Genomic DNA, 26214 nt, shown 5'->3' with positions numbered 1-26214 from the left:
GGACCGCGGAAGCGAGGGGACATGGACGCCGCGGGGGCCAAGAACGCAGTGGAGTGGCTGGTGACGGCGGCAGCGGACCCCGATGCCTGCCGGTGGGAGTGGGAGCGCAACCCCCTCGGGGTGGCGCTCCTCCCGGCCGGCCGGCTCTGGGACGTGCTGATCGTGCCCGGCGCGCTGGGACGCCCGACGCTGGACGTGCTGACGCGGGTGGCGGGCCGTCCGGGGCCGGTGCTCGGGGACTTCGGGGACGCCCGTACGGGCTTCTTCGTGCCGCCGGGCACGGCCGCGCGCTGGCTGGGCACCGGGGTGCGCGGCGCGGGCAGCGGCAGCTGGATCGTGGTGCCGTACCCGGGCCGGGCGACGGGGGGTGTCCGCTGGCTCGTCACCCCCGACGGCACGGGGCGGCTCACCGAACCGGCGGTGCTCGAACTGGCGATGCACGAAGCGGCCGCCTCGCTCGCGGACGGGACGTGAGGTGGCACACGAACCGGCCTTTCGGGGCGCGCCGTTGAGTCGCCCGGACCCGGCATCCGTGTTCCGGGACGGGAGGCCGTACGCCAGGACTCCCCGACCGGGCCGGGCGCAGGGGGCGCCCGACGCCCGCATCAGGTGCCGCATTTCCAGGGGGGAAGAGTTGTGCGCACGTCGGAACACGTTCTCGGGAGACTCGGCGTCGAGCCGGAGACGGAAATGGTCTACCGGGCGCTGCTGGCCCAGCCGTACGCCGCACCGGCGTCATTGGCGGACCGTACGGGAATGACCGAACGGGAAGTCGAGCTGGCCTTGGTCCGCCTGGCGGAACTGGCGCTGGCCCGCCCTTCGGCGGAGCACTCCGGCAGGCTGTACGCGGTGAGCCCGCGGCTGGGCATGGACATCCTGCTCGCCCGGCAGCAGGCCGAACTCGCCGCGCAGCAACAGCGCGTGGAGGAAAGCCGGGCCGCCGCCGCCCGGCTCGTCTCCGAATACGCCGTGCACCAGCAATCCGCCGCCGAGCACGGCGTGGTCCGGCTGGCCGGGGCCGACCGGATATCCGACCATCTGGCGGAGATCGGCGCGGCCGCCGAAGAGGAATTGCAGGTGTTCGCGCCCGGGCAGGCGGGCGCGCTGCCCGGACTGCCGACGCTGCGGCCGCTGTACGAGAGGCTGCTGGCCCGCGGAATCCGGGTGCGTACCGTCTGCCTGGACAGCGCCCGGCACGATCCGGCGGCCGTGGCCCACGCCGAGTGGCTGGCGTCGGCCGGCGCGGAGGTCCGTACGGTCGCCGTGCTGCCCACCCGTATGGTCGTCGTGGACCGCCGCTGCGCGCTCGTCTCCACCTCCGCGGAGGACACCGCGCAGACCGCCGTCACCGTACGGGTGCACGGCGTGGTGACCGCGCTGAGCACGCTGTTCGACGCCGTGTGGGCAGCGGCCGAACGGCTGGGCCCGCCGCCGTCCCGGCGGGCGGCGGACGGCTTCACCCGGCAGCAGCTGGCCGCGTTGCAACTGCTCGCCGAGGGCCACACGGACGCCACGGTCGCCCGGCGGCTGGGCGTCTCGGCCCGTACGGCCCGCCGGATCGCGACCGACGCGATGGCGGGCATGAAGGCGCGCAGCCGGTTCCAGGCGGGCGTGCTCGCCGCCCAGCTGGGATATCTTCCGGCGTCCTCCGCCTGACGCGCCGGACAGCACGAGCGGGGCATTCCGGCCGGTGCGCCACGACCGGCCGGAATTCCGCGTGCCTTTCCTCGGCGGCCGGAGCGTGGACCGAAAGGGACATGGCCGGTTCGGTCCACCGAAGGGCTCTTCTCCGGTACGACGGGCGCGTCGACACTCCGTTGTCATGAAGGCTCTGGTGCTGTCCGGCGGAACGGGTACCCGGCTCCGCCCTTTCACGTATGCGATGCCCAAACAATTGATTCCCGTCGCGGGCAAGCCCGTGCTGCGGCACGTCCTGGAGAACATCCGGGAGCTGGGCATCACGGATATCGGCATCGTCGTCGACGCACGGGACCGGCACATCGCGGCGGCCCTCGGCGACGGCGCGGACCTCGGCGTACGGCTCACCTTTCTCCGCCAGGAACAGCCGCTGGGCCTGGCCCATTGTGTGGCTCTCGGCCGGGAATTCCTGGGGACCGACGATTTCCTGCTCCACCTCGGCGACAATGTGCTGCCCGAAGGGATCGGCACGCTCGCCGCGCGCTTCGCCGCCGAGCGCCCCGCCGCTCAGCTGACCCTCCGGAAGGTGCCCGACCCGCGCCGCTTCGGCGTCGCGGAGCTGGACGCTGACGGCGCCGTGCTGCGGGTGACGGAGAAGCCGGACCGGCCGCGCAGCGACCTCGCCCTGGTCGGCGTCTACTTCTTCACCGCCGAGGTGCACCGGGCGGTGGCCGCCATCGCACCGGGCCGGCGCGGCGAACTGGAGATCACCGACGCCGTGCAGTGGCTGATCGACGCGGGCGCCGAGGTCCGGGCGGGGGAGTACGGCGGCTACTGGCGCGACATCGGGTGCGCCGACGACGTACTGGCGTGCAACCGCAGGCTCCTGGAGGACATCCGGCCGGTGACGGCGGGGACCGTCGACGCCGCGAGCCGGCTCTCCGGGCCGGTCGTGATCGAGGCCGGAGCCCGGGTGACCGGATCGGTGATCGAGGGACCGGCCCTGGTCGGCGCGGGCACCGTCGTCGAGGACAGCCGTCTCGGCCCGTACACCGCCCTGGGCCGCGACTGTGTGCTGCGCCGGGCCGGGATCGCGGACTCCGTCACCCTCGACGGCGTGACGATCGACCGGGTCGGCGGCCTGCACGGCTCGCTGATCGGCCGCGCCGCCCGCGTCGGCCGTGCTCGTCCCGGCGACGGGCGGAACCGGCTGCTGGTGGGCGACGACAGCCGGATCGAGGTGGCGGCGTGAAGCTCCTGGTCACCGGCGGCGCCGGGTTCATCGGCTCGCACTACGTCCGTACGCTCCTGGGCGGCGGCTTCGGGGAGCGGTCCGACGCGGACACCCACGTCACCGTCCTGGACCTGCTCACCTACGCGGGCAACCGCGCCAACCTGCCCGCGCACCACCCCCGCATGCGCTTCGTGCCCGGCGACATCGGCGATCTGCCACTGCTGCTGGCCCTGCTGCCCGGCCACGACGCCGTGGTGCACTTCGCGGCCGAGACGCATGTCGACCGCTCGCTCGCCCCGGACGCCGCGCCCGGTTTCGTCCGGACCAACGTCCTCGGCACCCAGACGCTCCTCGACGCCTGCCTGCGCACCGGCGTCGGCCGCATGGTGCACATCTCCACCGACGAGGTCTACGGCTCGATCGCGCACGGCGCGTGGACCGAGGACCAGCCGCCGGCGCCGCGTTCGCCGTACGCGGCGTCCAAGGCGGGCGCCGACCTGCTCGTGCTCGCCTGCCACCACACCCACGGGCTGAACGTGTCGATCACCCGCTGCTGCAACAACTACGGCCCGTACCAGCACCCCGAGAAGCTCATCCCGCGCTTCGTGACCCGCCTCCTGGAGGGCCGCGAACTGCCCCTGTACGGCGACGGGTGCCACGTCCGCGAGTGGCTGCACGTGGACGACCACTGCCGCGCCGTCCACCGGGTCCTCCACCACGGCAGGGCGGGCGAGATCTACCACGTCGGCGGCGGCAGCGCGCACACCAACCTCGCGCTGACCGGGCACCTGCTGCGGCTGTGCGGCGCCGACTGGTCCAGTGTCCGCCGGGTGGCCGACCGCAAAGGCCACGACCGCCGCTACGCGCTCGACGCGACCAAGATCCGTACGGAGCTGGGCCACACGCCGCGCACCGGCTTCGACCGCGGCCTGGCCGACACCGTGGCCTGGTACCGCGCCCACCCCGAATGGTGGAAGGAGACGGCACACCGATGACCACACGAGTGTGGGACTACCTGGCCGAGTACGCGGACGAGCGGGCGGACCTGCTCGACGCCGTCGACACGGTCTTCCGCTCCGGGCAGCTGGTGCTCGGCGACAGCGTCCGCGGCTTCGAGGCCGAGTACGCCGCCTGGCACGGCACCGCCCACTGCGTCGGCGTCGACAACGGGACCAACGCCGTCACCCTCGCCCTCCAGGCCCTCGGCATCCGCCCCGGCGACGAGGTCGTCACCGTCTCCAACACCGCGGCGCCCACCGTCCTCGCCATCGACGCGGCCGGGGCCGTACCCGTCTTCGTGGACGTGCACCCCGACACGTACCTGATGGACACCCGGCAGGTCGCGGCGGCCGTGACGGGCCGCACCCGGGCCCTGCTCCCGGTGCACCTGTACGGGCAGTGCGTGGAGACGGCGCCCCTCCGTGCCGTCGCCGACGCGCACGGACTGGCCGTCCTGGAGGACTGCGCGCAGGCCCACGGCGCCCGGCACCACGGCCGCCTGGCCGGAACCCTGGGCGACGCCGCGGCGTTCTCCTTCTACCCGACCAAGGTCCTCGGCACATACGGCGACGGCGGCGCCGTGCTCACCCCGGACACCCGGGTCGACGCGGCGCTGCGGCGGCTGCGGTACTACGGCATGCGGGAGCGCTACTACGTGGTCCGCACCCCGGGCCACAACAGCCGCCTGGACGAGGTGCACGCCGAGATCCTGCGCCGCAAACTGCGCCGCCTGGACCGCTACATCGCCGCCCGCCGCGCGGTCGCCCGGCGCTACGAGCAGGCGCTCGCGGGCAGCGGCCTGGTGCTGCCCGTCACGGCCCCGGGCAACGACCACGTGTACTACCTCTACGTCGTCCGCCACCCCCAACGGGACCGCATCCTGCGTCTCCTGGAGGAGCGGTACGACATCGCGCTCAACATCAGCTACCCGTGGCCGGTGCACACCATGAGCGGCTTCGCACACCTGGGATACGGCAGGGGAGCGCTGCCCGTCACCGAGGCGCTGGCCGGGGAGATCTTCTCGCTGCCCATGTATCCGTCGCTGCCGCGGGGTCTCCAGGACAAGGTGATCGGTGCGCTGCTCGATGTGTTGGGAGGGCTGTGATGGCCGCCCCCGTGTCCACGGCGGCGTCCGCGCCCGCCGCCGTCCCTGTGGTCCCCGGCGCGGTCGGCCGCTGGTTCGCCGAGGTCGGCGAGCGCACGTACACCCGTACCCGGCGCATCCCGCTGGACGCCCTGGAGGGCTGGCACACCGACGCGCGCACCGGCGACCTCGTCCACGACGGGGGCGGTTTCTTCAGCGTCGGGGGTCTGGACGTGACGGCGCCGGACGGTCCCGTGCCGCACTGGGCGCAGCCCGTCCTGCACCAGCCCGAGACCGGCATCCTCGGGCTGCTGGTCAAGGACTTCGGCGGGGTGCCGCACTACCTGATGCAGGCCAAACCCGAACCGGGCAACGCGGGCGGCCTCCAGCTCGCCCCCACCGTGCAGGCCACCCGCTCCAATTTCACCCGCGCGCACGGCGGGCTGGCCGTGCCCTACCTGCGCCACTTCCGCAACCCGCCGCCGCGCGCGCTGATCGCGGACGTACGCCAGTCGGAACAGGGCGCGTGGTTCTACCGCAAGCGCAACCGCAACATGATCGTGCGCACGACCGAGGACGTGGCGGTGCTGCCGGGGCACCGGTGGATGACGCTGCCGCAGATCCACGCGCTGCTCACGGCCGGTGACGTGGTGAACATGGACGCCCGGAGCGTGCTCGCCTGCCTGCCCCCGCCGCCCGGCCCGGCGGGCCGGGCGCGCCACACCGGGCGGGAGATCCTGTGCTGGCTCACCGAGGTCCGCAGCCGGCCCGGCCTGCGCACCCGGCCCGTACCGCTGCGCGGACTGCCGGGCTGGCATCGCGCCGAGCACGCGATCCGCCACGACGGCGGCCGGTTCTTCGAGGTCGTCGCGGTCGAGGTACGGGCGGGCGGCCGTGAGGTGCGGCGCTGGACCCAGCCCATGCTGCGCCCGTGCGGCACCGGCGTCATCGCCTTCCTGCACACCCGCATCGACGGCGTACCGCACGTCCTGGTGCACGCCGCCGCCGAACCGGGCGGCGTGGACGCGGCCGAGCTGACCGCGACGGTGTGCTGCACCCCGGAGAACTACGCGGGGCTGCCGGTCGCGGCCCGCCCGCGCTTCCTGGACGAGGTGCGGGACGCGCCACCGGACCGGGTGCTCTTCGACGCGCTCCTGTCGGAGGAGGGCGGCCGCTTCCACCACGCGCTCAACCGCTACCGGATCGTGGCGGCCGACGGGGCCGGCGCGTACGAGGCGGCGGGTGACTTCCGCTGGGTGACGGAGCGTCAGATCTGCGCGCTGCTGCGCCACAGCCACTACGTCACCGTCCAGGCCCGCACCCTGCTCACCTGCCTGCGCAGCCTGCACGGACCGGAGGCCTCCCGATGACCGGAACGGCGTGCCGGATCTGCGCGGCGCCGCTGCGCACCTTCCTCGACCTCGGGGACCACCCGCTGTCCTCGGCCTTCCCGACGCCCGCCGAGGCCCTGGCGGGGACGGGCGACACGGTCCGCTACCGCCTCGCCGCCGGGCACTGCGGGCGCTGCGCCCTGGTGCAGCTCACGAGCGCTGTCCCGCGGGAACACCGGGCGTACCAGGGATACCCGTACCACTCGTCCGGTTCCGCCGTGATGCGCGACCACTTCCGGGCGGCCGGGCGGCGCCTGCTGGACACCGAACTGCGCGGTGCGCGGGGCGCCTTGGCCGTCGAGGTCGGCCGTACGGACGGCGTGGTGCTCCGGACCCTGGCGGAGGCCGGGGTGCGTCCGCTCGCCTTCGAGCCGTCCGGGCACTGCGGGTACGAAGCGGCGCGGGTGCGCCCCGACTTCCTGACCGCCGCGTCCGCGCGCGAAGTCGCCGCCGCCGAGGGCCGCGCCCGGGTCGTGTACGCCGCCAACACCGTGTGCGACATCGCCGACCTGCCCGGCCTGTTCGCGGGCCTGGACGAGCTCCTCACCGCGGACGGCGCGTTCGTCTTCGAGGACCCTTATCTCGGCGAGATCGTCCGGCGCACCGCCTTCGACCAGTTCTACGACGAGCACCACTGGTACTTCACCGCGACCTCCGTGCGCCTCCTGGCCGAGCGGTACGGATTCCGGCTCACCGGCGTCGAACGGCTGCCGGTGCACGGCGGCCAGCTCCGCTACGTCCTCACCCGGGCCGGACGCCGCGGGCCCGCTCCGGCGGTGGCGGAGGTCCTGGCGGACGAGGAGGCCCGCGGGCTGACGGCGCCCGGGACCCTGGACGCCTTCGCGGGCCGGGTGGAGCGCGTGCGCGGGGACCTGGTGGCGCTGCTCGAAGCACTGCGCGCCGCGGGCCGTACGGTGGCGGGGTACGCGGCCACGGCCAAGAGCTGCACCGTGACCACGTACTGCGGCCTGAGCCCCCGCCTGGTCCCCTACGTCTGCGACAGCACCCCGGCCAAACAGGGCAGGCTGACTCCCGGCGCCCACCTCCCCGTCCGCCCGCCCGCGGCCTTCGCCTCGCCCTACCCGGACTACGCGCTGCTGTTCGCCTGGAACCACGCCGAAGAGATCATGGCCAGGGAGCGGGCGTTCCGGGCCGCGGGCGGGCGGTGGATCCGGTACGTGCCGGAGGTGCGCGTGGTGTGAGGGCCGGGCCGGCGGCCGTCAGCCCGCCAGTCCCTCCAGCCGCGGCACGAGCGCGGCGGGGGACGGCAGGGCCGCCGTCTCGTCCCGGACTTCGGCCGCCGCGGCCCGCATGGCGTCGTCCGCCAGCAGGCGGCGCAGCAGGTCCGCGTCCACCGCCTCCGGAGAACTGACCATGGCGACGCCCCGTGCGCGCAGAATGCGGGCCACCTCGTGGTCGTCGGCGCCGCCCGGCAGGACCAGGTGCCGTACGCCCGCACCGAGACCGGCCAGCGTGGTGCCGTTGCCGCCGTGGTGGACCATCGCGGTGCAGGTCGCCAGCAGCGCGGTCAGCGGCAGCCAGCCCTCGGCCCGTACGTTGGCGGGCAGCGGCCCCAGCGCGGCGGGGCCGGCGTCACCGAGCGCCAGGACGAACTCGGCGTCCACCGCGCCGGCCGCGCGCACCACCCCGCGCAGCTCGCCGACGCCGCTCAGCTGCGGGCGCAGCGTGCCGAGCGTGACCGCGACCCGGGGCCGGGCCGGGCGCTCCAGCAGCCAGGGCGGCAGCACGGCTCCCGTGGTGTAGGGGAGCGCCCGCATGGGCCAGCCGCCCAGGTCGTACGCGGCGATGCTGGGCGGGCGGGTGTCGATCGTCGCCGCGCGCGGGGGCGGCCCGGCCAGGCCGTACCGCCGGTACGCGGGGGCCAGCCACGGCCCGAAGCGGCTGCTGATCTGCCGGAAGTGGTGACAGCTGATGGTGTGCTCGACGGCCGGGACGCCGAGCAGCGCGGCCACGAGGGGGCCCGCTCCCTGGAGTTCGGTGTACAGGACCAGGTCGGGCCGCCAGGCCGTGGCGACCTCGACGGTCCGCTCGACGGTGGCCTCCGAGGTCCGGGCGAACAGTTCGGCGGCCAGGGTGACGGCTTCGGGCGAGTCCGTACGGAACCGGTCGAAGGTCATCCCGCGCTCGGCCAGCAGCCGCCCGAAGATCTCCTCGGTGTCGGCGTCGGGGGAGGAGTCGAAGGCGTGCAGTCCGGCGCGCGCCACATGGGCGCAGGAGGCGCCGGGGGTGGCGAACAGCACGTCGTGCCCCGCGGCGCGCAGCGCGTGCGCCAGCGCGATCGGCGGGAAGACGTGCCCCGCTCCGTGGGACGTGGTCACCAGGACGCGCACGGTTCAGCCCTCCTCCGTGGGTGCCGGCCGGCCGTCGGCGGCCACGGCCCCGCGCAGCGCGGCGGCCACCCTGCGGACGTCGCCGTCGCCGAGCCCCGGGTGCAGCGGCAGGCACAGCGTCTCCGCGGCGGCCCGTTCCGCACCCGGCAGGGCGGGGCCGCCGGTCCCGAACGCGGGCACCTTGTGCAGCGGCGCGTAGCGGAAGGTGGTGTAGATGCCGTCGCGGAGCAGCGCCGCGGCCACCCGGTCGCGCAGACCGGCCGCCATCTGCACCCAGTAGAAGAAGTACGAGGACGTGTGCCCGGCGGGCAGCGGGGGCGGCAGGCGCAGCGCGTCGCAGCCCGCCAGCTCCCGGTCGTACAGCTCGACGATCTCCCTGCGGCGGGCGAGGAACGCGGGCAGCCGGTCCAGCTGGACCGCGCCGATCGCCGCGGTCAGGTCGTTGCCGAGCTCCCGGCGCCCCGGCTCCGGCACGTCCAGCTCCCACCACCGGGACGAGACCCGCGCGTGGCCCAGACCGGTCGGCTGCACCAGGCCGTGGTACGCCAACCGGCGCGCCCGCGCGGCCAGTCCGGGGTCGCGCGCGTACAGCATTCCGCCGTCGCCGGTGGTCAGCACCTTGGCCGCGTCGAAGCTCCACATCGCCAGATCGCCGAACGTGCCGACCGCCCGGCCGTCCACCCGCGAGGCCACCGAGCAGGCGCAGTCCTCGACCAGGGTGCGGCCCGCCGCGCGGCAGCGGGCGGCGATGCGCGCGATGTCACCGGGGTAGCCCCCGTAGTGCAGCACCACCACCGCTTTCGTGCGGGGCGTGGCGGCGGCCTCGACGTCCTCGGCGGTCGGGTTCAGGGTGCGGGCGTCCACGTCGCAGAAGACCGGGCGGCCGCCGGCCCGTACGACCGCGTTGGCGGCGGCCACGAAGCTGGGCGAGGGGAGCACCACCTCGTCACCGGGCCGCAGGCCGAGCAGTTCGGTGGCGAGGAAGAGCCCCGCCGTACCCGAGTTGAGGAACAGCACCTGCTCCGGCCGTGTCCCGAGGTGTGCGGCGAAGGCGGCCTCGAAGGCGGCGCTGCGCGGTCCGTGCCCGAGCCAGCGGTCCGCGAACACGGCCGCCACGGCGGCCAGTTCCGCGTCCCCGGCCTGCGGCTGGAAGAGGTCGATCATGTCGTGGTCCTCACATCCTCGAAGGGCTGGGTGCGTGGGGCGAGTCTGGGGCGGGCCCCGGGGCCCGGGAAGCGGCCGGCGCGGGACCGAAGCGGCCACGGCCGGATCGGGCCACCGGCGGCGCCTTCCGCGCGCGGCGCGGCGGCGGAAGGGTCGCAGCTGTCGGCGAGTTGCCGCTCGACAATGGAAAGATCTTGAAACCTCAAGTACTGTCGCTGTCCGTGCCCGCGCCGACCGGCCCGGCACACCCCTGTCCCGGAGAGGAACCATGACGTCCCAAGCCGTCCCCGCGTCCGGCCCGGCCACCGCCGCCTTAGCCGCCACCCGGTCCTGGACCCTGGCCGAACCCGGCCCCTTCGGCGTTCTGATCACCCCGGCCGAGCCCGGCACCCCGGTCACCGCCGTCCCCGTACCGTGGCTGCGCGACCTGGCCCGCCGCCACCACCTCGTCGCCCTGCGCGGCTTCACCGCCCCCGCCGACGCCGCGGCCCTCGACGCCTACGCGCGCACCTGGGGCGAGCCGATGGAGTGGCCGTTCGGCACGGTCTTCGACGTACGCGCCCACCAGGAGCCCGAGGACCACGTCTTCGACACCGGCTTCATGCCGCTGCACTGGGACGGGATGTACGTCGAGCACGTACCCGAGTTCCAGATCTTCCACTGCGTCGCGGCCCCCGGAGCGGCCGAGGGCGGCGGCACGCTCTTCTGCGACACCACCCGCGTCCTCGCCGACACCGACGCCGAGACCCTGGAGCGCTGGCGCGGCCTGACCCTGCGCTACCGCAACGCCAAGGTCTCGCACTACGGAGGGCTCGTCGTCTCGCCCCTGATCGAACCGCATCCGGACGCCGGGTTCCCGGTGCTGCGGTTCCTCGAACCGGTGCCGGACGGCGAGCACATCATCAACGAGCCGGACGTGAGCATCGACGGGCTGGAGGGCGCGGCGGAGGCCGCCGAACTGGCCGCCATCCGCGACGCCGCGTACGACCCCCGGCACGTGTACGTGCACGCCTGGCAGCAGGACGACATCGTCGTCGCCGACAACTACACCCTCCTGCACACCCGGGTGCCCTACCGCCGCGGACTGCCCCGCCACCTGCGCCGCGTCCACGTCCTGGGCGACCCCCCGCTGCGCAGCCACCTCCACGACCAGCGGGACGCCACCGGGGCCGGCACCCAGCGGGGGACCGCATGACCGTCACGTACGAGCAGCACGCCGAACGCCCGGAACAGGGGGAGGACGAGGGCGACACCGCGTACGAGGCCGCCACGCGGCGGTACTGCGCACGGATCCTGGACCTGCTGCTGCCGCACCGCCGCCCCGTCGGCGCCCCGGACGAGGCGGTGGCCGGGGGCGATGGCCCGCACCACGGCCACCGGCCCGAGGAGTGCTTCGCCGAACAGCTCGCCCAGCTGCGGGACTTCGTCGCCCGCCGGGAACCGGTGCTGCTCACCCTGCCGGCGTTCCCCTGCAAGTCGCCCAACCCCGCCAAGGTCTCCGGCCACCTGCCCGACCTCGGCGAACTGCTCTCGCTGCGCTTCCTGGACGACCTGTGCGCCGCGATCGGAGCCGTCTACCCGCCCGGCGCCCGGCTGCTGATCTGCTCGGACGGCCATGTCTTCGGCGACCTCATACGGGTGCCGGACGCACACATCGACGCGTACGGCAAGGCGCTGCGCGACCTGATCGACACGACCGGCCTGCGGCACATCGACACCTTCGGCCTGGACCAGGTCTACGGGGACCGCGGCTACGACGAGAAGCGCGCCCTGCTGGAGCGGGACTTCGCACAGAGCCCGGAGGAGCTGCGGGCCGAGGTGCGGGCCGGCGGCCCGGCGCTGAGCCACTACCGCGGCACCATCCGCTTCCTGGTCGAGGACACCGCGGAGTGGACCGGCTCGAAGGCGCAGTTGCAGCGCGAGTGCCGCGGGCGCGCCTACGGCGTGCTGCGGCGCAGCCGGGCGTGGGGCGAGCTGATCGCCCACCACTACCCGCGCAACGTACGGCTGTCCATCCACCCGCAGCCCTGCGGCTCGGCGAAGTTCGGGATCGCGCTGCTGGAAGCGGCGGACAACTGGCTGACGCCCTGGCACGCCGTCGTCGTACAGACCGGTACGGACCGCTTCCGGCTGATGAAACGGCACGAGGCGGAGCGGGTGGGGATACCGGCGGGCCCGAGCTGGCGCCCGAGCCACTACATCGCGTCGGAGCTGTTCGACGTGGCGAGCTGACCCTTGCCGCTCCGCGCGGCGCACCGGCCGTCCGGCCCCTGCGGGCGAGCGGCCCAGCGCCCGCAGACCGCCGCACAGGCGGTGAGCAGCACCCCGGCCAGGCACCAACTGGCCAGCACGTCCAGCGGCCAGTGATAGCCGCGGCGCACCAGGCCGATGCCGACCGCCAGATTGAGCAGTCCTACGACGACGGCTGCGACAGCGGTCGGTGTCGGCCTGCGCGGCTGCTTCCATGACACGGCCAGCAGCAGCACCACCGCTCCGTACGCGACCGCCGCCGTCGCAGCGTGTCCTGAGGGGAAGAAGCCGTTGTGAGCGCCGCCCGCCATCTCGGGCGGCCCCGGACGGGCCAGCCACGTCTTCAACGGGACCACCAGCGCGGGCAGCACCGCCATCGTCAGTACGGCGGCCAGCGGCGGCAGCCACCAGCGTGGCGCGGCTGCCCGTCGGTCCCGCCAGGCCGCGTACAGCGCCGTGAGTGCGAGCACCGGCAGCGCGACGATCGTGTTGCCGAGGTCGGCGAAGAACTCCGCGAGGGAGGCGGGCACGGAGCTGTGGACCAGCGCGCGGCCGAGGCGTTCGTCCAGCGCGCGCAGCGGGCCACCGGAAGCCACCTGCCAGGCGAGGACCGCGAAGAGCGCGGCGCACGGAATGCCGAGGAGAAGGCGGCGCCGGAGGAAAGGGGCCGGCCGCCTCGGAACAGGGGGGGTGGTTCCGAGGCGGCCGCGCTGACCGGAGTGCCGCGCGCCCCGGGGGGTTTGGGGCGGGCGGCCGTCCGATCGGTGAGGATGCCCGGGGCGCGGGGCCCCGGAGGTGTGCGCGAAGGCACGGCCTGGCCGAAGCCGGGGAAGCCCCGGCCGGGCGTCGCCCGCGGTCTCCTGCGGGCGGGGTGTATCTCTCATCTGCAGAAACCGTACGGCAGCGAGGCGGGGCCGGACAGCCGGATCACCTGCCCACCATGGGCCCCGCACACATTCTTCACGTTCGGCTGCCGATCGCTCCGGTCACACCGTCGCGAGCGCGCTCTCGATGATGTCCAGGCCCTCGTTCAGCAGGTCCTCGCCGATGACCAGCGGCGGCAGGAAGCGCAGCACGTTGCCGTAGGTGCCGGTGGTCAGCACCAGCAGGCCCTCCTGGTGGCAGGCCGCCGCCAGCGCCGCGGTCGCCTTCGGGTTCGGCTCCTTGGAACCGGACTCCACCAGCTCGATGGCGATCATCGCGCCCCGGCCGCGCACCTCGCCGATGATGTCGTGCTTCTCCGCCATCGCCTCCAGGCGCGGCTTCATGATCTCGCCGATCCGGCGGGCCTTGGCGTTCAGGTCCAGCTCGCGCATGGTCTCGATGGAGCCGAGCGCCGCCGCGCAGGCCACCGGGTTGCCGCCGTAGGTGCCGCCCAGGCCGCCCGCGTGCGCCGCGTCCATGATCTCGGCGCGGCCGGTGACGGCCGCCAGCGGCAGACCGCCCGCGATGCCCTTCGCGGTCGTGATCAGGTCCGGGACGATGTTCTCGTCCTCGCACGCGAACCACTGGCCGGTACGGCAGAAGCCGGACTGGATCTCGTCCGCGACGAAGACGATGCCGTTCTCCTTCGCGAAGTTCGCGAGGGCGGGCAGGAAGCCCTTGGCCGGCTCGATGAAGCCGCCCTCGCCGAGCACCGGCTCGATGATGATCGCGGCCACGTTCTCCGCGCCGACCTGCTTGGTGATCTGCGAGATGGCCTGGTCCGCGGCCTCCTTCGCGCAGTTCTCCGGGCCGGTCAGCCAGCGGTAGGGGTAGGCCAGCGGCACCCGGTAGACCTCGGGCGCGAACGGGCCGAAGCCGTGCTTGTACGGCATGTTCTTCGCGGTCAGCGCCATCGTCAGGTTCGTCCGGCCGTGGTAGCCGTGGTCGAAGACGACGACCGCCTGGCGCTTGGTGTACGCACGGGCGATCTTGACGGCGTTCTCCACGGCCTCCGCGCCCGAGTTGAACAGCGCCGACTTCTTGGCGTGGTCGCCCGGGGTCAGCTCGGCCAGCTGCTCACAGACCTCCACGTACGGCTCGTACGGGGTGACCATCACGCACGTGTGGGTGAAGTCCGCCAGCTGCGCGGTGGCGCGGCGCACCACGGCCTCGGCGCTGTTGCCGACCGAGGTGACGGCGATGCCCGAACCGAAGTCGATGAAGGAGTTGCCGTCGACGTCCTCCAGGATGCCGCCGCCCGCGCGCTTGGCGAAGACGGGCAGCACCGCCCCGACGCCGCCGGCCACCGTGGCCTGCTTGCGCGCCCACAGCTCCTGGGACTTCGGGCCGGGGATCGCGGTGACGACGCGACGCTCCTGGGGGAGGGCGGGGCCTCCGGACAGTTCGGTCATGGCAGTCTCCTGGGGTGGAACGGGACGTTCTGAAGGGTTGTGCTCGCAGGCTAGGGGGCGGGACCGGGCGTCGGCATGTTCCGTTCGGGAGAAGTACGCGTGTTGCGTTGTCCGCACCGGACATAGCGGCGGGGCGCGGCCAGTAGATTGAGCGGCGGCGTACGCAGTGAACAGCAGGCAGGGTGCGCGGGCGGGGCATCCGCCCCGCGCCCGCACGTCTCAAGGGGGACGAGGGGCACCGGATGGACACCGAGGGCACGCAGCACGACGCACCGCACACCCGCACCGACCACCCCGTACCCCGTCCCGCGGCACCACCCGTCCCGTCCCCCCCGCCGTCGGCCCCGGCCGCCCGGCCGTCCCCCGGCATCCCGCCGGTGCCGGCGGCCCCGCCCGCCTTCGAGGACGGCGCGTTCCTGCGCTGGCTGCGGGCGCCGCGCCGGGCCGCGGCGCCCGGCATCTGGACGTACGGGCACGTCCCCCGGCCCGCCGAGAACCCCGACCGGGTGCCCACCCGGCAGCTCGTCACCGGCGCGCTGATCTCGTTCCTGTGCGGCTGGCTGCTGTGGTCCCTGCTGTGGAACGGCTACCTCGGCCCGTACTGGCTCTACCCGCTGCTGCTCCTGACGCCCGACTCCTGGCGCTCGGCCGGCGGCGACAAAATGATCTTCGTTACGCTGACGTACCTCTATTACGCGCTGGTTCTGGCCGTTCTCGTGCTGGTCTTCGGACGGCTCGGACGCTGGCGGGAACTGGGGCGGCGGCTGCTGGGGCCCGTGCTGCGCCGCGCCCGGGAACAGCGGCCCGACGCCGTACCGGAGCCGGCGGCGGACCGCGCCCAATGGCCCGCCCTGCGTGCGGGCGGCGCGCCGGACGCCGCCGACAAGCTCGCCGCCGAGGCCCTGGCCGGCCGCATGAACGACGTGGACGTCTCCCGCATCGAACGCGCCTGGCACTCCGTGCGCTCCGGCAAGAACTCCCTCGCCTCCTTCACCGACACCGTCCTGCGGCACGGCGCCGCCGCCTGCGCCCACCCCTCCGGCCTGCGCGACCTGCCCGCCCGCGCCGCCCACCACGACCTGCTCGCCCAGCAGGTGCGCATCGGCACCGCCACCGACCACCCCCGCAACCCGCACGCCCACCGCGGCGCCGGCTTCGCCCTCGACCCGACGCTGCTGGGCACCTCCCTCCTGGCCGTCGGCCCGCCCGGCTGCGGCAAGACCACCCGCGTGGTGCGGCCCGTCGTGGAGGCCATGTGCCTCCAGGCGCTGGCCGGGCGCGGCGCGGTGGTCGCCGTCGGCGCGGCCGGCTCCGCCCTCGGCCCGGACGACGCGTTCGACGCGGTCGTACGGATCGGCGCCCCCGAACCGGACTGCGACCTCGACCTGTACGGCGGCACCACCGACCCCGACGAGGCGGCCGGCATCCTCGCCGAAGCGCTCGTCGGCGACCTGGCCGCCACCCTGCCCGGCGGCGACAGCCGGCGCGCCGCGACCGCGCTCGGCCAGCTCCTCGGCCCGTACCGCGCCGCGCACGGCCGCTTCCCGTCCGTACCCGAACTGCGCGAACTCCTCGACGGCTCGGCGACGGCGCTGGCCGCGCTGCGGGACGCGCTGGAGACCGCCGGGGCGCAGCCGATGCTGCGCGAACTCGACGCCCGCGCACGGCAGTCCGGCCGCCCCGGCGACATCGGCGAACTCCTCGCCGACCGCGTCGCCCTCCTCGACCGCCCCGCCTTCGCGCCGTACTTCGACCCCGAAGGCGGCGACCGCCGGCTGTCCCTGCGCGCGCTCGACCACCCGCTGCGGGTCCGTATCGACCTGCCCGAACGCGGCCACGCCGAGGCCTCGCGCATCCTGGCGCGGCTGGTGCTGGCCCAGTTCACCGAGTGCGCGGCGGCCCGCGCCGACCGCTCGCTCTTCGCCTGCCTGATCCTCGACGACGCGGCGCACACCGTCACCGCCGAGTCGCTGCGCGGCCTCCAGCGACTGCGCGCCGCCAACGCGGGCGTCCTGCTGACCCTGCGCTCCCTGGACGACGTACCCGAGTCGCTGCGCAGCGCGCTGCTGGGCGCGGTGGGCTGCCGGATGGCGTTCGCGGGCGTGACGACGTGGGACGGGGCGCGGTTCGCGGAGGTGTGGGGCAAGGAGTGGGTCGAGACGCGCGATGTGACCGACCGGCAGATCATCGCGGAAGGCGCCGCGATGAAGGCGTTCCACGTCTTCCGCCACCTGGTCACCGGCAAGGCCGCCACCGCCAAGGCCGTCACCGTCCGCACCGTCGAACGCGAACGCTGGTCCGCCTCCGACCTGGCCAACTCGGTACCGCCGGGGCACGCGGTGCTGTCGGTCACGTCGGTGCGGGGGGAGCACGCGCCGCCGGTCCTGGTGGATCTGCGGGGGTGAGGGCCGGGAAGGCCGGGGCGCCGCCCCGGCCGGTGGCACCCTGGCCGGCGGCCCGGCTCACGCTTCCTGCACCACCCCCGTGGCCGTGATCTCCACCAGCTGCCCCGGATAGCCGAGCACGGTGACGCCCACGAGCGTGGACGTGTGCGGGCCGGTGGACAGGGCCGAGGCGCGGATCTCCTCCCAGGCGGGGAAGAGGGCCTCCGTGGTGGTGGCGGCCACGTACACCGTGCTTGCGATCACCCGGTCCAGGCCGCTGCCGGCCGCCTCCAGCTGAGTGGCGAGGTTGGCGAGGACCTGGCGGGTCTGGGCGGCGAGGTCGCCGGGGCCGACGAGGTTGCCGTCCGCGTCGAGGGGGACCGCGCCCGCGGTGAAGACCAGGCGTTCGCCCGCCTCGACGACGGCGGCGTGCGAGTAGCGCGGGGGCGGGAACAGGCCGGGCACGGTCGTGAAGCGGGCCATCGGGACTCCTCCGAGGTGGCGTCTGCGGTGCTGCCGAAACGGTCGGTGCCGATCAGTTCACGGCGTCGCCCGGTGCGTCCACCGGTTTTCCCCGGCCGGGGCCGGTCCGGCCGCCGCCCGTGCGCGCCGCCCCGTGCGCGTACGGACGTATCCGCGGACGAACCCACCCCCGCACCCTTCCGCTGAGGCAGAATCGAGAGCGACCGTTCATACGGGACGGCGAAGAAGATTCCCGGCCGTCACCGCCACCGCCCCGCCGACGCCCCCCGAAGGTCCCATGCCGCACACCCTCGCCTCCCTGGCCCACCACTCCGCGCTCAAGCTGACGGTGCTCGCGGGCGCGGACCGGCTGGACACCCCCGTGCGCTGGGCGCACGCCAGTGAGCTGATCGACCCGGTGCCGTACATGGAAGGCGGCGAGCTGCTGCTCATCACCGCCCTCAAGCTGGACGCCGAGGACCCGGAGACCGCCCGCAGGTATGTGCGGCGGGTCGCGGGCGCCGGTGTCGTCGGGCTGGGCTTCGCGGTCGGCGTCAACTACGACGACGTGCCGGACGCGCTGGTCGCCGCCGCCGCCGAGGAGGGGCTGCCGCTGCTGGGCGTGCCCCGCAGCACTCCGTTCATCGCGATCAGCAAGGCCGTCTCCGCCGCGGTCGCCGCCGACCAGTACCGCGCGGTGACCGAGGGCTTCGAGGCGCAGCGCGAGCTGACCCGGGCGGCGCTCGGCGCCGAGGGCCCGGCCGAGCTGCTGGCCCGGCTCGCCGCACACCTCAAGGGCTGGGCCGCGCTGTACGACGCGTCCGGCGCGGTGGTCGCCGCGGCCCCCGACTGGGCCGCGCGCCGCGCCGCCCGGCTCGGCGACGACGTGGGGCGGCTGCGCGAGCGCCCGGCGCCCGCCAGCTCGGTGGTCAGCGAGGCGGCCGGTGACGACCGGGTCGAGCTCCAGTCGCTGGGCACCGGCCGCCGCGCCCGCGGCGTGCTCGCGGTCGGCACGGGCGCGCCCCTGGGCACCGCCGAGCGCTTCGCCGTGCACTCCGCCGTGGCCCTGCTGACCCTGACCACCGAGCGGTCCCGCGCCCTCCAGGAGGCGGAGCAGCGGCTCGGCGCCGCGGTGCTGCGGATGCTGCTGGCGGGCGAGCCGGACCACGCGCGGGCGGTCGCGGGCCGGCTGTACGGCGGGCTCCTGGACGCCCCCTTCCGGGTGGTGGTCGCCGAACCGGTCGCCGCGGACGGCGCGGAGTCCGCGGACGGGCCGCCCGTCCTGGACGCGCTCGCCGACGCGATGGAGTCGGCGGCGGCCCGCACCGGTGAAGCGGTGCTGGCGGTGCCGGAGGGCGGCCGGCTGGTCGTGGTGGCCGCCGACGGCGGGGCCGCCGCCGAGGCGTGTGCCGAGCACGCCGCGGCGGCCGAGGCCCGCTACGGCGGGCAGCCGCTGCCCGTCGGGCGCGCGGCGCGGGCGGAGGCGGGGCGCTCCGGTGAGGGCCTGGCCGTCGGCCTGTCCGCGCCCTCCGGGCCGCGGGACGCCGCGCACGCCTACCGCCAGGCGGAGCAGGCCCTGTCCGTCGCCCGCCGCCGCGGCCGGGTGCTCGTCGAGCACGAGGACGTGGCGGCCGGTTCGGTCCTGCCGCTGCTCGCCGACGACGCCGTACGGGCCTTCGCGGACGGTCTGCTGCGCGCCCTGCACGAGCACGACGCCACCGGCCGCGGCGACCTCGTCGCCTCCCTGCGGGCCTGGCTGTCCCGGCACGGCCAGTGGGACGCGGCCGCCGCCGACCTGGGCGTGCACCGGCACACGCTGCGCTACCGGATGCGGCGGGTGGAGGAGATCCTCGGGCGCTCGCTGGACGACCCGGACGTGCGCATGGAGCTGTGGCTGGCGCTCAAGACGACGGCGGCGGTCGCGGAGCCGTACGGGGGCGGCACCGCCGAGCGGTCGTAGCGGGACGGCGGCGGCCCGTACGCCAATGCGGCGGGCCGCACCGTACGACTACTACGTGCCGGACAAACGCCCTGGCCGCACCCCGCCCCTACGGTGGACCCAGGCCCGCGCGGGCCGTCCGTACCACCCCCACTTCGGAAGGGCCGGGACCCACTGTGACTACTCCCACCGCCTTTTGGCTCGCCGGTCGCCAGGCCACCGGCGAGGACACCTTCGACGTCACCTCCCCCTGGGACGGCCGTCTCGTCGGCACGGTGAGCGTTCCCACCGAGGCGCAGGTCGAGGAGGCCGTCGCGGCCTCCGTCGCCGTACAGGCCGAGCTGTCCGCCACCCCCGCCCACGTACGGGCCGCGGCCCTGGACCACGTGCAGCGGCGGCTGGTGGAGCGCACGGAGGAGATCGCCCGGCTGATCTCCGCCGAGAACGGCAAGCCCATGAAGTGGGCCCGCGGCGAGCTGGGCCGGGCCGTCTCCGTCTTCCGGTTCGCGGCCGAGGAGGCCCGCCGCTTCAACGGCGGCGAGGCGCAGCGCCTGGACACCGACGCGGGCGGCGCCGGCCGGCTCGCGCTGACCCGCCGCTTCCCGCGCGGCACGGTGCTGGGCATCGCGCCCTTCAACTTCCCGCTCAACCTCTGCGCCCACAAGATCGCCCCGGCGATCGCCGCGGGCGTGCCGATCATCCTCAAGCCGGCCCCGGCCACCCCGCTGTCCGGCCTGGTCCTCGGCGAGCTGCTGGCCGAGACCGACCTGCCGGCCGGCTCCTGGTCGATCCTTCCGGTGTCCAACGACCGGATGCCGGCGCTGGTCCAGGACGAGCGGCTGCCGGTGATCTCCTTCACCGGGTCCGAGAAGGTCGGCTACGCGATCATGGACTCGGTGCCGCGCAAGCACTGCACCCTCGAACTGGGCGGCAACGGCGCGGCCGTGGTGCTGGCGGACTACGCCTCCGACGCCGACCTGGACTGGGCGGCGCAGCGCATCGCCACCTTCTCCAACTACCAGGGCGGCCAGTCCTGCATCTCCGTGCAGCGGGTGATCGCCGACGCGTCCGTCTACGACCGGCTGGTGCCCAGGATCGTCGCGGCCGTCAACGCGCAGGTCACCGGTGACCCGTCGGACGACGAGACCGAGGTCGGCCCGCTGGTCAGCGAGGACGCCGCCAAGCGCGTCGAGGCGTGGGTCGACGAGGCGGTGGGCGCGGGCGCGAAGCTGCTCGCGGGCGGCAAGCGGGACGGCGCCTCCTACGCGCCGACCGTCCTGGAGGGCGTGCCGGCCGGTGTGACGCTGGCCTGCGAGGAGGTCTTCGGGCCGGTCCTCAGCCTGACGAAGGTGGACGGCGCGGACGCGGCGTTCGCCGCCGTCAACGACTCCAAGTACGGGCTCCAGGCGGGCGTGTTCACGCACGACGTGCAGACCGCCTTCCGGGCGCACCGGGAGCTGGAGGTCGGCGGCGTGATCATCGGCGATGTGCCGTCCTACCGCGCGGACCAGATGCCGTACGGCGGCGCCAAGCAGTCCGGCGTGGGCCGCGAGGGCGTGCGCTTCGCGATGGAGGACTACACGTACGAGCGGGTGCTGGTGCTCACGGGGCTGGACCTCTGACAGCCGTCCCCTGGAGAACGAGCGGCGTGCTCCGGGACCCCGTCCCTGAGCACGCCGCCTCCCCCGTTCCCCCGTGGCCGTGCGCCGGCGCCGTTCCCCCGTGGCGGCGCCGTGGTGCGGTGTCGCTCTGCGACCGTACGCGCGTCCCGTGCGCCGGGGCGTCCCGTCACGGGTGGAAAAGCGGGTGTGACTTCCGTGGTAGCCCCGGCCCGGACATACAACTTCCGCGGTAGGCGGACGGCCACCTCCGGTTCGACGCCCCGCTGTGCCGCCCGGGTTACGCTGCGGCCGTGCGCAGGGGCGGGGTGGCCGGGGCGGTGCGACGGTGGGTGCGGAAACCCTCGCCGTACGCTCTCGACACGGCCGTCGCCGCGGCCTTCGCGACCGTGTCGCTGCTGCTCGGCCACGACAACGCGCCCGCCGGCTGGCACCGTCTGGACGGCCTCGGATCCGTACTGACCTGTGCGGTCAATCTGCTGCTCGTGGCCCGCAGGCGGGCCCCCGTCGCGGTGTGCCTGAGCGTCTTCCTCCTGTGGTTCGCCTACATCGCCCTGGACTACTGGCCCGTCGTCAACAGCCTCGCGGGCCTGCTGGCCCTCTACACCGTCGCCTCCCACCGGCCCCCGCGCGTCGCCGCGGGCTGTTCCGTGCTGCTGGCCGCGCTGTGGAACTTCGCCGGTGTGACGGGCAACGAGAGCGCGTGGCTGACGGTGCTCGGGCAGAGCGTGCTGTACCCGGTCATCCTGTGCTGGTTCGGCAACATCGCCCGCACCTCCGCCGAACGCAACGTCCGGCTCACCGAGATGGCCGGGCAGCTGCGCCGCGAGAAGGAGGAGAACGCCCGGCGCGCCGTCGCCGACGAGCGCGTGCGCATCGCCCGCGAGCTGCATGACGTGGTCGCCCACCACATGTCCGTGATCTCCGTACAGGCCGGGCTGGCCGGGTACGTCTTCGGCTCCGACCCGGACACCGCCCGGCGCGCGCTCGACACCATCGCCGGGACCAGCGGCGAGGCGCTGGAGGAGATGCGGCGGCTGCTGGCCGTCCTGCGCGTGGACCCGCGGGAGATGGCGGGCGGCCCGGCCGCCGTGGACCGCCGGGAAACGGGCGAGGGCGAGGACGCCGGGGCCTATGAACCGGCGCCGGGCCTGGACCGGATCGGCGGGGTCGTCGAGCGGGTGCGGGCCGCGGGGCTGCCGGTCGAGTGGCGTACGACGGGGGAGCGGCGGCCGTACCCGCCGGGTCTGGAACAGTGCGCCTACCGCGTCGTCCAGGAAGCGCTGACCAACGCCCTCAAGCACGCCCGGGGCGCCCGCGTCGAAGTGCACGTCCACCACGGCGCCGAACGCCTCACCGTCGAGGTGCGCGACGACGGCGGCCCGCCCGCGGAAGCCGCCGCTCCACCGGCGGCTTCCGGCCACCTGTCGACCGGACACGGGTTGATAGGGATGCGCGAGCGGGCCAGGATTTACGGCGGCAGTCTGCGGGCCGGGCCTGCCCCGGGCGGCGGCTTCCAGGTGCGGCTCACCCTGCCTGTCCACTCCGCGGCGGGGCCGGCGCCGCCGCGGAAAGGGACGACGGAGCATGATCAGGGTGCTGGTGGCCGATGACCAGGTCCTCATCCGGGCCGGTGTCGCCGCCCTGCTGCGGGCCGCGCCCGACGTCGAGGTGGTGGCCGAGGCGTCGGACGGCGAGGAGGCGGTCCGGCTGGCCGCCGAACACCGCCCCGACGTGATCCTCATGGACATCCGGATGCCCGGCGTCAGCGGCATCACCGCCACCGAACGCATCCTGCGCGGCGCGGCCGAGGCCGCCGAACCCGCCCCGCGCGTCGTGGTGCTGACCACGTTCGACCTGGACGAGTACGTCTACGCGGCGCTGCGCGCCGGGGCCAGCGGCTTCCTGCTGAAGGACACCCCGCCGGAGCGGCTGCTCTCGGCCATCGCCATCGTCGCGGGCGGCGACATGCTCTTCGCGCCGAGCGTCACCCGCAGGCTGGTCGAGGCGTACGCACGGCAGCGGGACGAACCCGGACCGGAGCCGGCGGACGGGCCCGGGACCCTCCAGGCGCTCACCGCCCGCGAGCTGGAGGTGCTGCGGCACACCGCCAAGGGCCTGTCCAACCCCGAGATCGCGGCCCGGCTGGTGATCAGCGAGGCCACGGTCAAGACGCATCTGAACCGGACGATGGCCAAGCTGGGGCTGTGCAGCCGGGCCCAGGCCGTGGTGCTGGCGTACGAGACGGGGCTGGTCACGCCGGGCGCCCGGTGAGGCCCGGCGGGGCCGGAGGGGCGCCGTCCGCTCCCTTCCGTGCCGTGAAGTCTGGTGCAAGTCGAACGGAACGGGTACAGACTCACAAGTAGCACCGGCCGGTAGCCGGACGGCGGCGGGACCGCCGTACGCCTGCCGGCTCAGCGTCGGCCGCTACGGAACGCCGGATTCCGTGACCGCCGGCCGCCTGATCCCACCGACCGCCCGGCCCCACCGGCCGGTGACCCACTCCGTGACCCGACTCCGCGGCGAGGTGAGCCCCTCATGACCGCTCCATCCACCCGCAACGTGTCCGAGCGCGAGGCCCGGCAGGTCGCCGAGGCCGCCCGGGAGCAGGACTGGCGCAAGCCCAGCTTCGCCAAGGAACTGTTCCTGGGCCGCTTCCGGCTCGACCTCATCCACCCGCACCCCACCCCCGCCACCGAGGACGCCCAGCGCGGTGAGGAGTTCCTCGCCAAGCTCCGCGACTTCTGCGAGACGAAGATCGACGGCGCCCGTATCGAGCGCGAGGCGCGGATCCCCGACGAGACCATCGACGGTCTCAAGGAGATCGGCGCGCTCGGCATGAAGATCGACACCAAGTACGGCGGCCTCGGCCTCACCCAGGTCTACTACAACAAGGCGCTCGCCCTCGTCGGCTCCGCCAACCCCGCCATCGGCGCGCTGCTCTCCGCGCATCAGTCGATCGGCGTACCGCAGCCGCTGAAACTGTTCGGCACCCAGGAGCAGAAGGACACCTTCCTGCCGCGCTGCGCCCGGACGGACATCACCGCGTTCCTGCTCACCGAGCCGGACGTGGGCTCCGACCCGGCCCGGCTGGCGACCACGGCGGTGCCCGACGGCGAGGGTTACGTTCTGGACGGCGTGAAGCTCTGGACCACCAACGGGGTCGTCGCCGACCTCCTCGTGGTCATGGCACGCGTGCCGAAGAGCGAGGGGCACAAGGGCGGCATCACCGCGTTCGTCGTGGAGGCCGCCGCCGAGGGCGTCACCGTCGAGAACCGCAACGCCTTCATGGGCCTGCGCGGCATCGAGAACGGCGTCACCCGCTTCCACCGGGTACGGGTGCCCGCCGCGAACCGCATCGGGCCCGAGGGCGCCGGTCTGAAGATCGCCCTGACCACGCTCAACACCGGCCGCCTCTCGCTGCCCGCCATGTGCGTCGGCGCCGGGAAGTGGTGTCTGAAGATCGCCCGTGAGTGGTCCGCCGCCCGTGAGCAGTGGGGCAAGCCGATCGCGAAGCACGAGGCGGTCGGCTCCAAGATCTCCTTCATCGCGGCGACCACGTTCGCGCTGGAGGCCGTGGTCGACCTGTCCTCCCAGATGGCGGACGAGGACCGCAACGACATCCGCATCGAGGCGGCGCTGGCCAAGCTCTACGGCTCCGAGATGGGCTGGCTGATGGCCGACGAACTCGTCCAGATCCGCGGCGGCCGGGGCTTCGAGACCGCGGCCTCCCTCGCCGCCCGCGGTGAGCGCGCCGTGCCCGCCGAGCAGATCCTGCGCGACCTGCGCATCAACCGCATCTTCGAGGGCTCCTCGGAGATCATGCACCTGCTGATCGCCCGCGAGGCGGTGGACGCGCACCTGTCCGTGGCCGGTGACCTCATCGACCCCGACAAGTCGCTCGGCGACAAGGGCAGGGCCGCCGCCAGGGCCGGTACGTTCTACGCCCGCTGGCTGCCCAAGCTGGTCGCCGGTCCCGGCCAACTGCCCCGTACGTACGCGGAGTTCGGGGAACTCGCCGGGCACTTGCGGTACGTGGAGCGGGCCGCCCGCAAGCTCGCCCGGTCCACCTTCTACGCCATGTCCCGCTGGCAGGGCCGGATGGAGACCAAGCAGGGCTTCCTCGGCCGGATCGTGGACATCGGCGCCGAGCTGTTCGCCATGAGCGCGGCCGTCGTACGGGCCGAGCACCTGCGCGCCACCGACGACCACGGCCGCGAGGCGCACCAGCTCGCCGACGTGTTCTGCCGGCAGGCCCGGATCCGCGTGGACGAGCTCTTCGGCCGGCTGTGGACCAACACCGACGACCTGGACCGCAAGGTCGTCTCCGGCGTGCTCACCGGCACCTACGCCTGGCTGGAGGACGGCGTCGTGGACCCGAGCGGCGACGGCCCGTGGATCGCCGACGCGACGCCCGGACCGACGGCCAAGGAGAACGTCCACCGGCCGATCCGCTGAGCCGGGCGGGGCGCGCTTCACCGGGCCGTGCCGTTCTAGAGGAACTGCCAGGTGAAGCGCGCTCCCGCGAAGTTCCGCGCGGCCAGGTCCGCGCGGGATATCAGCCAGTACAGGGTGCCCTGGTGGACCCAGTCCATCCGGGCCCGGTGGTCGCTGTCGATCTGGGCGAGCAGCACCCAGTCGTCCAGGTCCTCGTCCTCGCCGAGGAAGTCGCAGTCCAGACCGCCCTGTATGGGGATGGGGTAGCCGCCGACGCGGTGCCACACCTCGGGCATGAGGTCGGTCAAGGCGTCGTCGAAGGCGTCCGCCCACTCCGGAAGCTCGTCGCCGGGCGAGGCACCCACCAGATCCCCCAGCCAGAACTCCTCGCGATCGGGCCACGTCATCTCCGGCTCGGCCGACAGCGGGACACGGGGGTACGGCTCTTCGAGGCCCCCGGGAACCCGGCGCTCGGCGACGGGCGTGCCCTCGGGCACGTACACCACGCGGGCGCCCCGCTGTCCCTCCGGGCCGAGACCGGGCACGCCGTCACCCTGCCCGGGGCCGTAGGACACGAAGAACAGCAGTGTGCCGTCCTCGGGCAGCGGTATGTCCAGGTCCGCGCCGGCCAGTGCGGACAGCGACAGGGAAGCGACGAACGTGAGCGGTCCGTTGCCCTCCCAGACCGGCCACGGCACGTCGTCCGGCAGCTCGGGACGGCCGCCCAGATACCCCACGGGCGGCCCGGCGAGCGGGCCGCGGCGGTCGTCGGGGCGCGTCAGGCGCACCGCCGGACGCAGCAGCGCCGTCCAGCGCTCCGCCGCGTCGGCGGGCATCAGCCCGGCGGCCAGTCGCGCGGGCGGGGACATCGTTCGTTCCATGTCCGTACGGTCCCACGACCCACTGACAATCCCCTGCGGCTCACG

The 26214-nt window shown here is 74.4% G+C and carries 21 protein-coding genes; 15 read left to right on the top strand and 6 right to left on the bottom strand.

Annotated features, from left to right (window positions below; genetic code table 11):
• Positions 1-21 precede the first annotated feature (21 nt).
• From CP973_RS31175 to CP973_RS31145, 7 genes are all read left to right on the top strand, one after another.
• The gene (locus tag CP973_RS31175; RefSeq protein ID WP_150247195.1) at positions 22-474 is read left to right on the top strand and encodes a bifunctional DNA primase/polymerase; all 453 of its coding nucleotides are present in this window, start codon (positions 22-24) and stop codon (positions 472-474) included.
• A gap of 162 nt (positions 475-636) precedes the next feature.
• Entirely contained in the window at positions 637-1656 is a 1020-nt protein-coding gene (locus tag CP973_RS31170) for a helix-turn-helix domain-containing protein (RefSeq protein ID WP_244410136.1), read from the top strand.
• 166 nt (positions 1657-1822) lie between these two features.
• The gene (locus CP973_RS31165) at positions 1823-2890 is read left to right on the top strand and encodes a glucose-1-phosphate thymidylyltransferase (RefSeq protein WP_150247194.1); all 1068 of its coding nucleotides are present in this window, start codon (positions 1823-1825) and stop codon (positions 2888-2890) included.
• Positions 2887-3867, top strand: a complete 981-nt coding sequence (rfbB, locus tag CP973_RS31160; RefSeq protein ID WP_150247193.1) for a dTDP-glucose 4,6-dehydratase — start codon at positions 2887-2889, stop codon at positions 3865-3867. Before CP973_RS31165 ends, rfbB begins: the two co-directional genes overlap by 4 nt.
• Positions 3864-4976, top strand: a complete 1113-nt coding sequence (locus CP973_RS31155) for a DegT/DnrJ/EryC1/StrS family aminotransferase (RefSeq protein ID WP_150247192.1) — start codon at positions 3864-3866, stop codon at positions 4974-4976. Before rfbB ends, CP973_RS31155 begins: the two co-directional genes overlap by 4 nt.
• Positions 4976-6325 carry an NDP-hexose 2,3-dehydratase family protein gene (locus CP973_RS31150; protein ID WP_150247191.1) on the top strand — a complete coding sequence of 450 codons (1350 nt, stop codon included), beginning with the start codon at positions 4976-4978 and terminating at the stop codon, positions 6323-6325. The genes CP973_RS31155 and CP973_RS31150 overlap by 1 nt, the downstream gene beginning before the upstream one ends.
• Positions 6322-7548, top strand: coding sequence for a class I SAM-dependent methyltransferase (locus CP973_RS31145; protein ID WP_150247190.1), 1227 nt, complete (start codon positions 6322-6324; stop codon positions 7546-7548). Before CP973_RS31150 ends, CP973_RS31145 begins: the two co-directional genes overlap by 4 nt.
• A gap of 18 nt (positions 7549-7566) precedes the next feature.
• Here the strand turns inward: CP973_RS31145 and CP973_RS31140 are convergent, their stop codons facing one another.
• On the bottom strand, positions 7567-8697 hold the full coding sequence (locus tag CP973_RS31140; RefSeq protein WP_150247189.1) for a nucleotide disphospho-sugar-binding domain-containing protein: 1131 nt from the start codon (positions 8695-8697) through the stop codon (positions 7567-7569).
• 3 nt (positions 8698-8700) lie between these two features.
• Positions 8701-9861 (bottom strand): DegT/DnrJ/EryC1/StrS family aminotransferase, encoded by a 1161-nt coding sequence (locus CP973_RS31135; protein WP_150247188.1) that lies wholly within the window; start codon positions 9859-9861, stop codon positions 8701-8703.
• Positions 9862-10129: 268 nt separating this feature from the next.
• Between CP973_RS31135 and CP973_RS31130 the strand changes: the two genes are divergently transcribed.
• Positions 10130-11056 (top strand): TauD/TfdA dioxygenase family protein, encoded by a 927-nt coding sequence (locus CP973_RS31130; RefSeq protein ID WP_150247187.1) that lies wholly within the window; start codon positions 10130-10132, stop codon positions 11054-11056.
• Positions 11053-12093 carry an L-tyrosine/L-tryptophan isonitrile synthase family protein gene (locus CP973_RS31125; RefSeq protein ID WP_150247186.1) on the top strand — a complete coding sequence of 347 codons (1041 nt, stop codon included), beginning with the start codon at positions 11053-11055 and terminating at the stop codon, positions 12091-12093. Before CP973_RS31130 ends, CP973_RS31125 begins: the two co-directional genes overlap by 4 nt.
• On the opposite strand, the gene CP973_RS31120 is transcribed toward CP973_RS31125, so the two are convergent.
• Positions 12057-12707, bottom strand: coding sequence for a phosphatase PAP2 family protein (locus CP973_RS31120; RefSeq protein WP_244410134.1), 651 nt, complete (start codon positions 12705-12707; stop codon positions 12057-12059). The two genes, CP973_RS31125 and CP973_RS31120, sit on opposite strands and share 37 nt — an antisense overlap.
• Before the next feature lie 390 nt (positions 12708-13097).
• A complete protein-coding gene (gene gabT / locus CP973_RS31115) occupies positions 13098-14447 on the bottom strand; it encodes a 4-aminobutyrate--2-oxoglutarate transaminase (protein ID WP_150247185.1) in 1350 nt (449 codons plus the stop codon).
• 242 nt (positions 14448-14689) lie between these two features.
• Between gabT and CP973_RS31110 the strand changes: the two genes are divergently transcribed.
• Positions 14690-16852, top strand: a complete 2163-nt coding sequence (locus tag CP973_RS31110; protein ID WP_150247184.1) for a type IV secretory system conjugative DNA transfer family protein — start codon at positions 14690-14692, stop codon at positions 16850-16852.
• Positions 16853-16909: 57 nt separating this feature from the next.
• Here CP973_RS31110 and CP973_RS31105 read toward each other — a convergent pair whose 3' ends face one another.
• Entirely contained in the window at positions 16910-17314 is a 405-nt protein-coding gene (locus CP973_RS31105) for a RidA family protein (protein ID WP_150247183.1), read from the bottom strand.
• A gap of 277 nt (positions 17315-17591) precedes the next feature.
• Here CP973_RS31105 and CP973_RS31100 point away from each other — a divergent pair, with 277 nt between their 5' ends.
• The 5 genes from CP973_RS31100 to CP973_RS31080 all read left to right on the top strand — a co-directional run bounded on the left by CP973_RS31100 (position 17592) and on the right by CP973_RS31080 (position 25309).
• Positions 17592-19253, top strand: a complete 1662-nt coding sequence (locus tag CP973_RS31100) for a PucR family transcriptional regulator (protein ID WP_150247182.1) — start codon at positions 17592-17594, stop codon at positions 19251-19253.
• 155 nt (positions 19254-19408) lie between these two features.
• Positions 19409-20854, top strand: coding sequence for an aldehyde dehydrogenase family protein (locus tag CP973_RS31095; protein ID WP_150247181.1), 1446 nt, complete (start codon positions 19409-19411; stop codon positions 20852-20854).
• Positions 20855-21144: 290 nt separating this feature from the next.
• Positions 21145-22464, top strand: a complete 1320-nt coding sequence (locus tag CP973_RS31090) for a sensor histidine kinase (RefSeq protein WP_341874868.1) — start codon at positions 21145-21147, stop codon at positions 22462-22464.
• Positions 22439-23125: a response regulator gene (locus tag CP973_RS31085; RefSeq protein ID WP_150247180.1), complete on the top strand. Its 687-nt coding sequence runs from the start codon at positions 22439-22441 to the stop codon at positions 23123-23125. The genes CP973_RS31090 and CP973_RS31085 overlap by 26 nt, the downstream gene beginning before the upstream one ends.
• Before the next feature lie 264 nt (positions 23126-23389).
• The gene (locus tag CP973_RS31080; protein ID WP_150247179.1) at positions 23390-25309 is read left to right on the top strand and encodes an acyl-CoA dehydrogenase family protein; all 1920 of its coding nucleotides are present in this window, start codon (positions 23390-23392) and stop codon (positions 25307-25309) included.
• Positions 25310-25344: 35 nt separating this feature from the next.
• Here CP973_RS31080 and CP973_RS31075 read toward each other — a convergent pair whose 3' ends face one another.
• Entirely contained in the window at positions 25345-26169 is an 825-nt protein-coding gene (locus CP973_RS31075; RefSeq protein WP_150247178.1) for a YwqG family protein, read from the bottom strand.
• Positions 26170-26214: the final 45 nt, after the last annotated feature.

It is taken from the genome of Streptomyces albofaciens JCM 4342 (genome assembly GCF_008634025.1).
Taxonomy (GTDB): domain Bacteria; phylum Actinomycetota; class Actinomycetes; order Streptomycetales; family Streptomycetaceae; genus Streptomyces; species Streptomyces albofaciens.
Note: the sequence above shows the minus strand (reverse complement) of the source record. Positions and strands in the feature narration are given on the sequence as shown.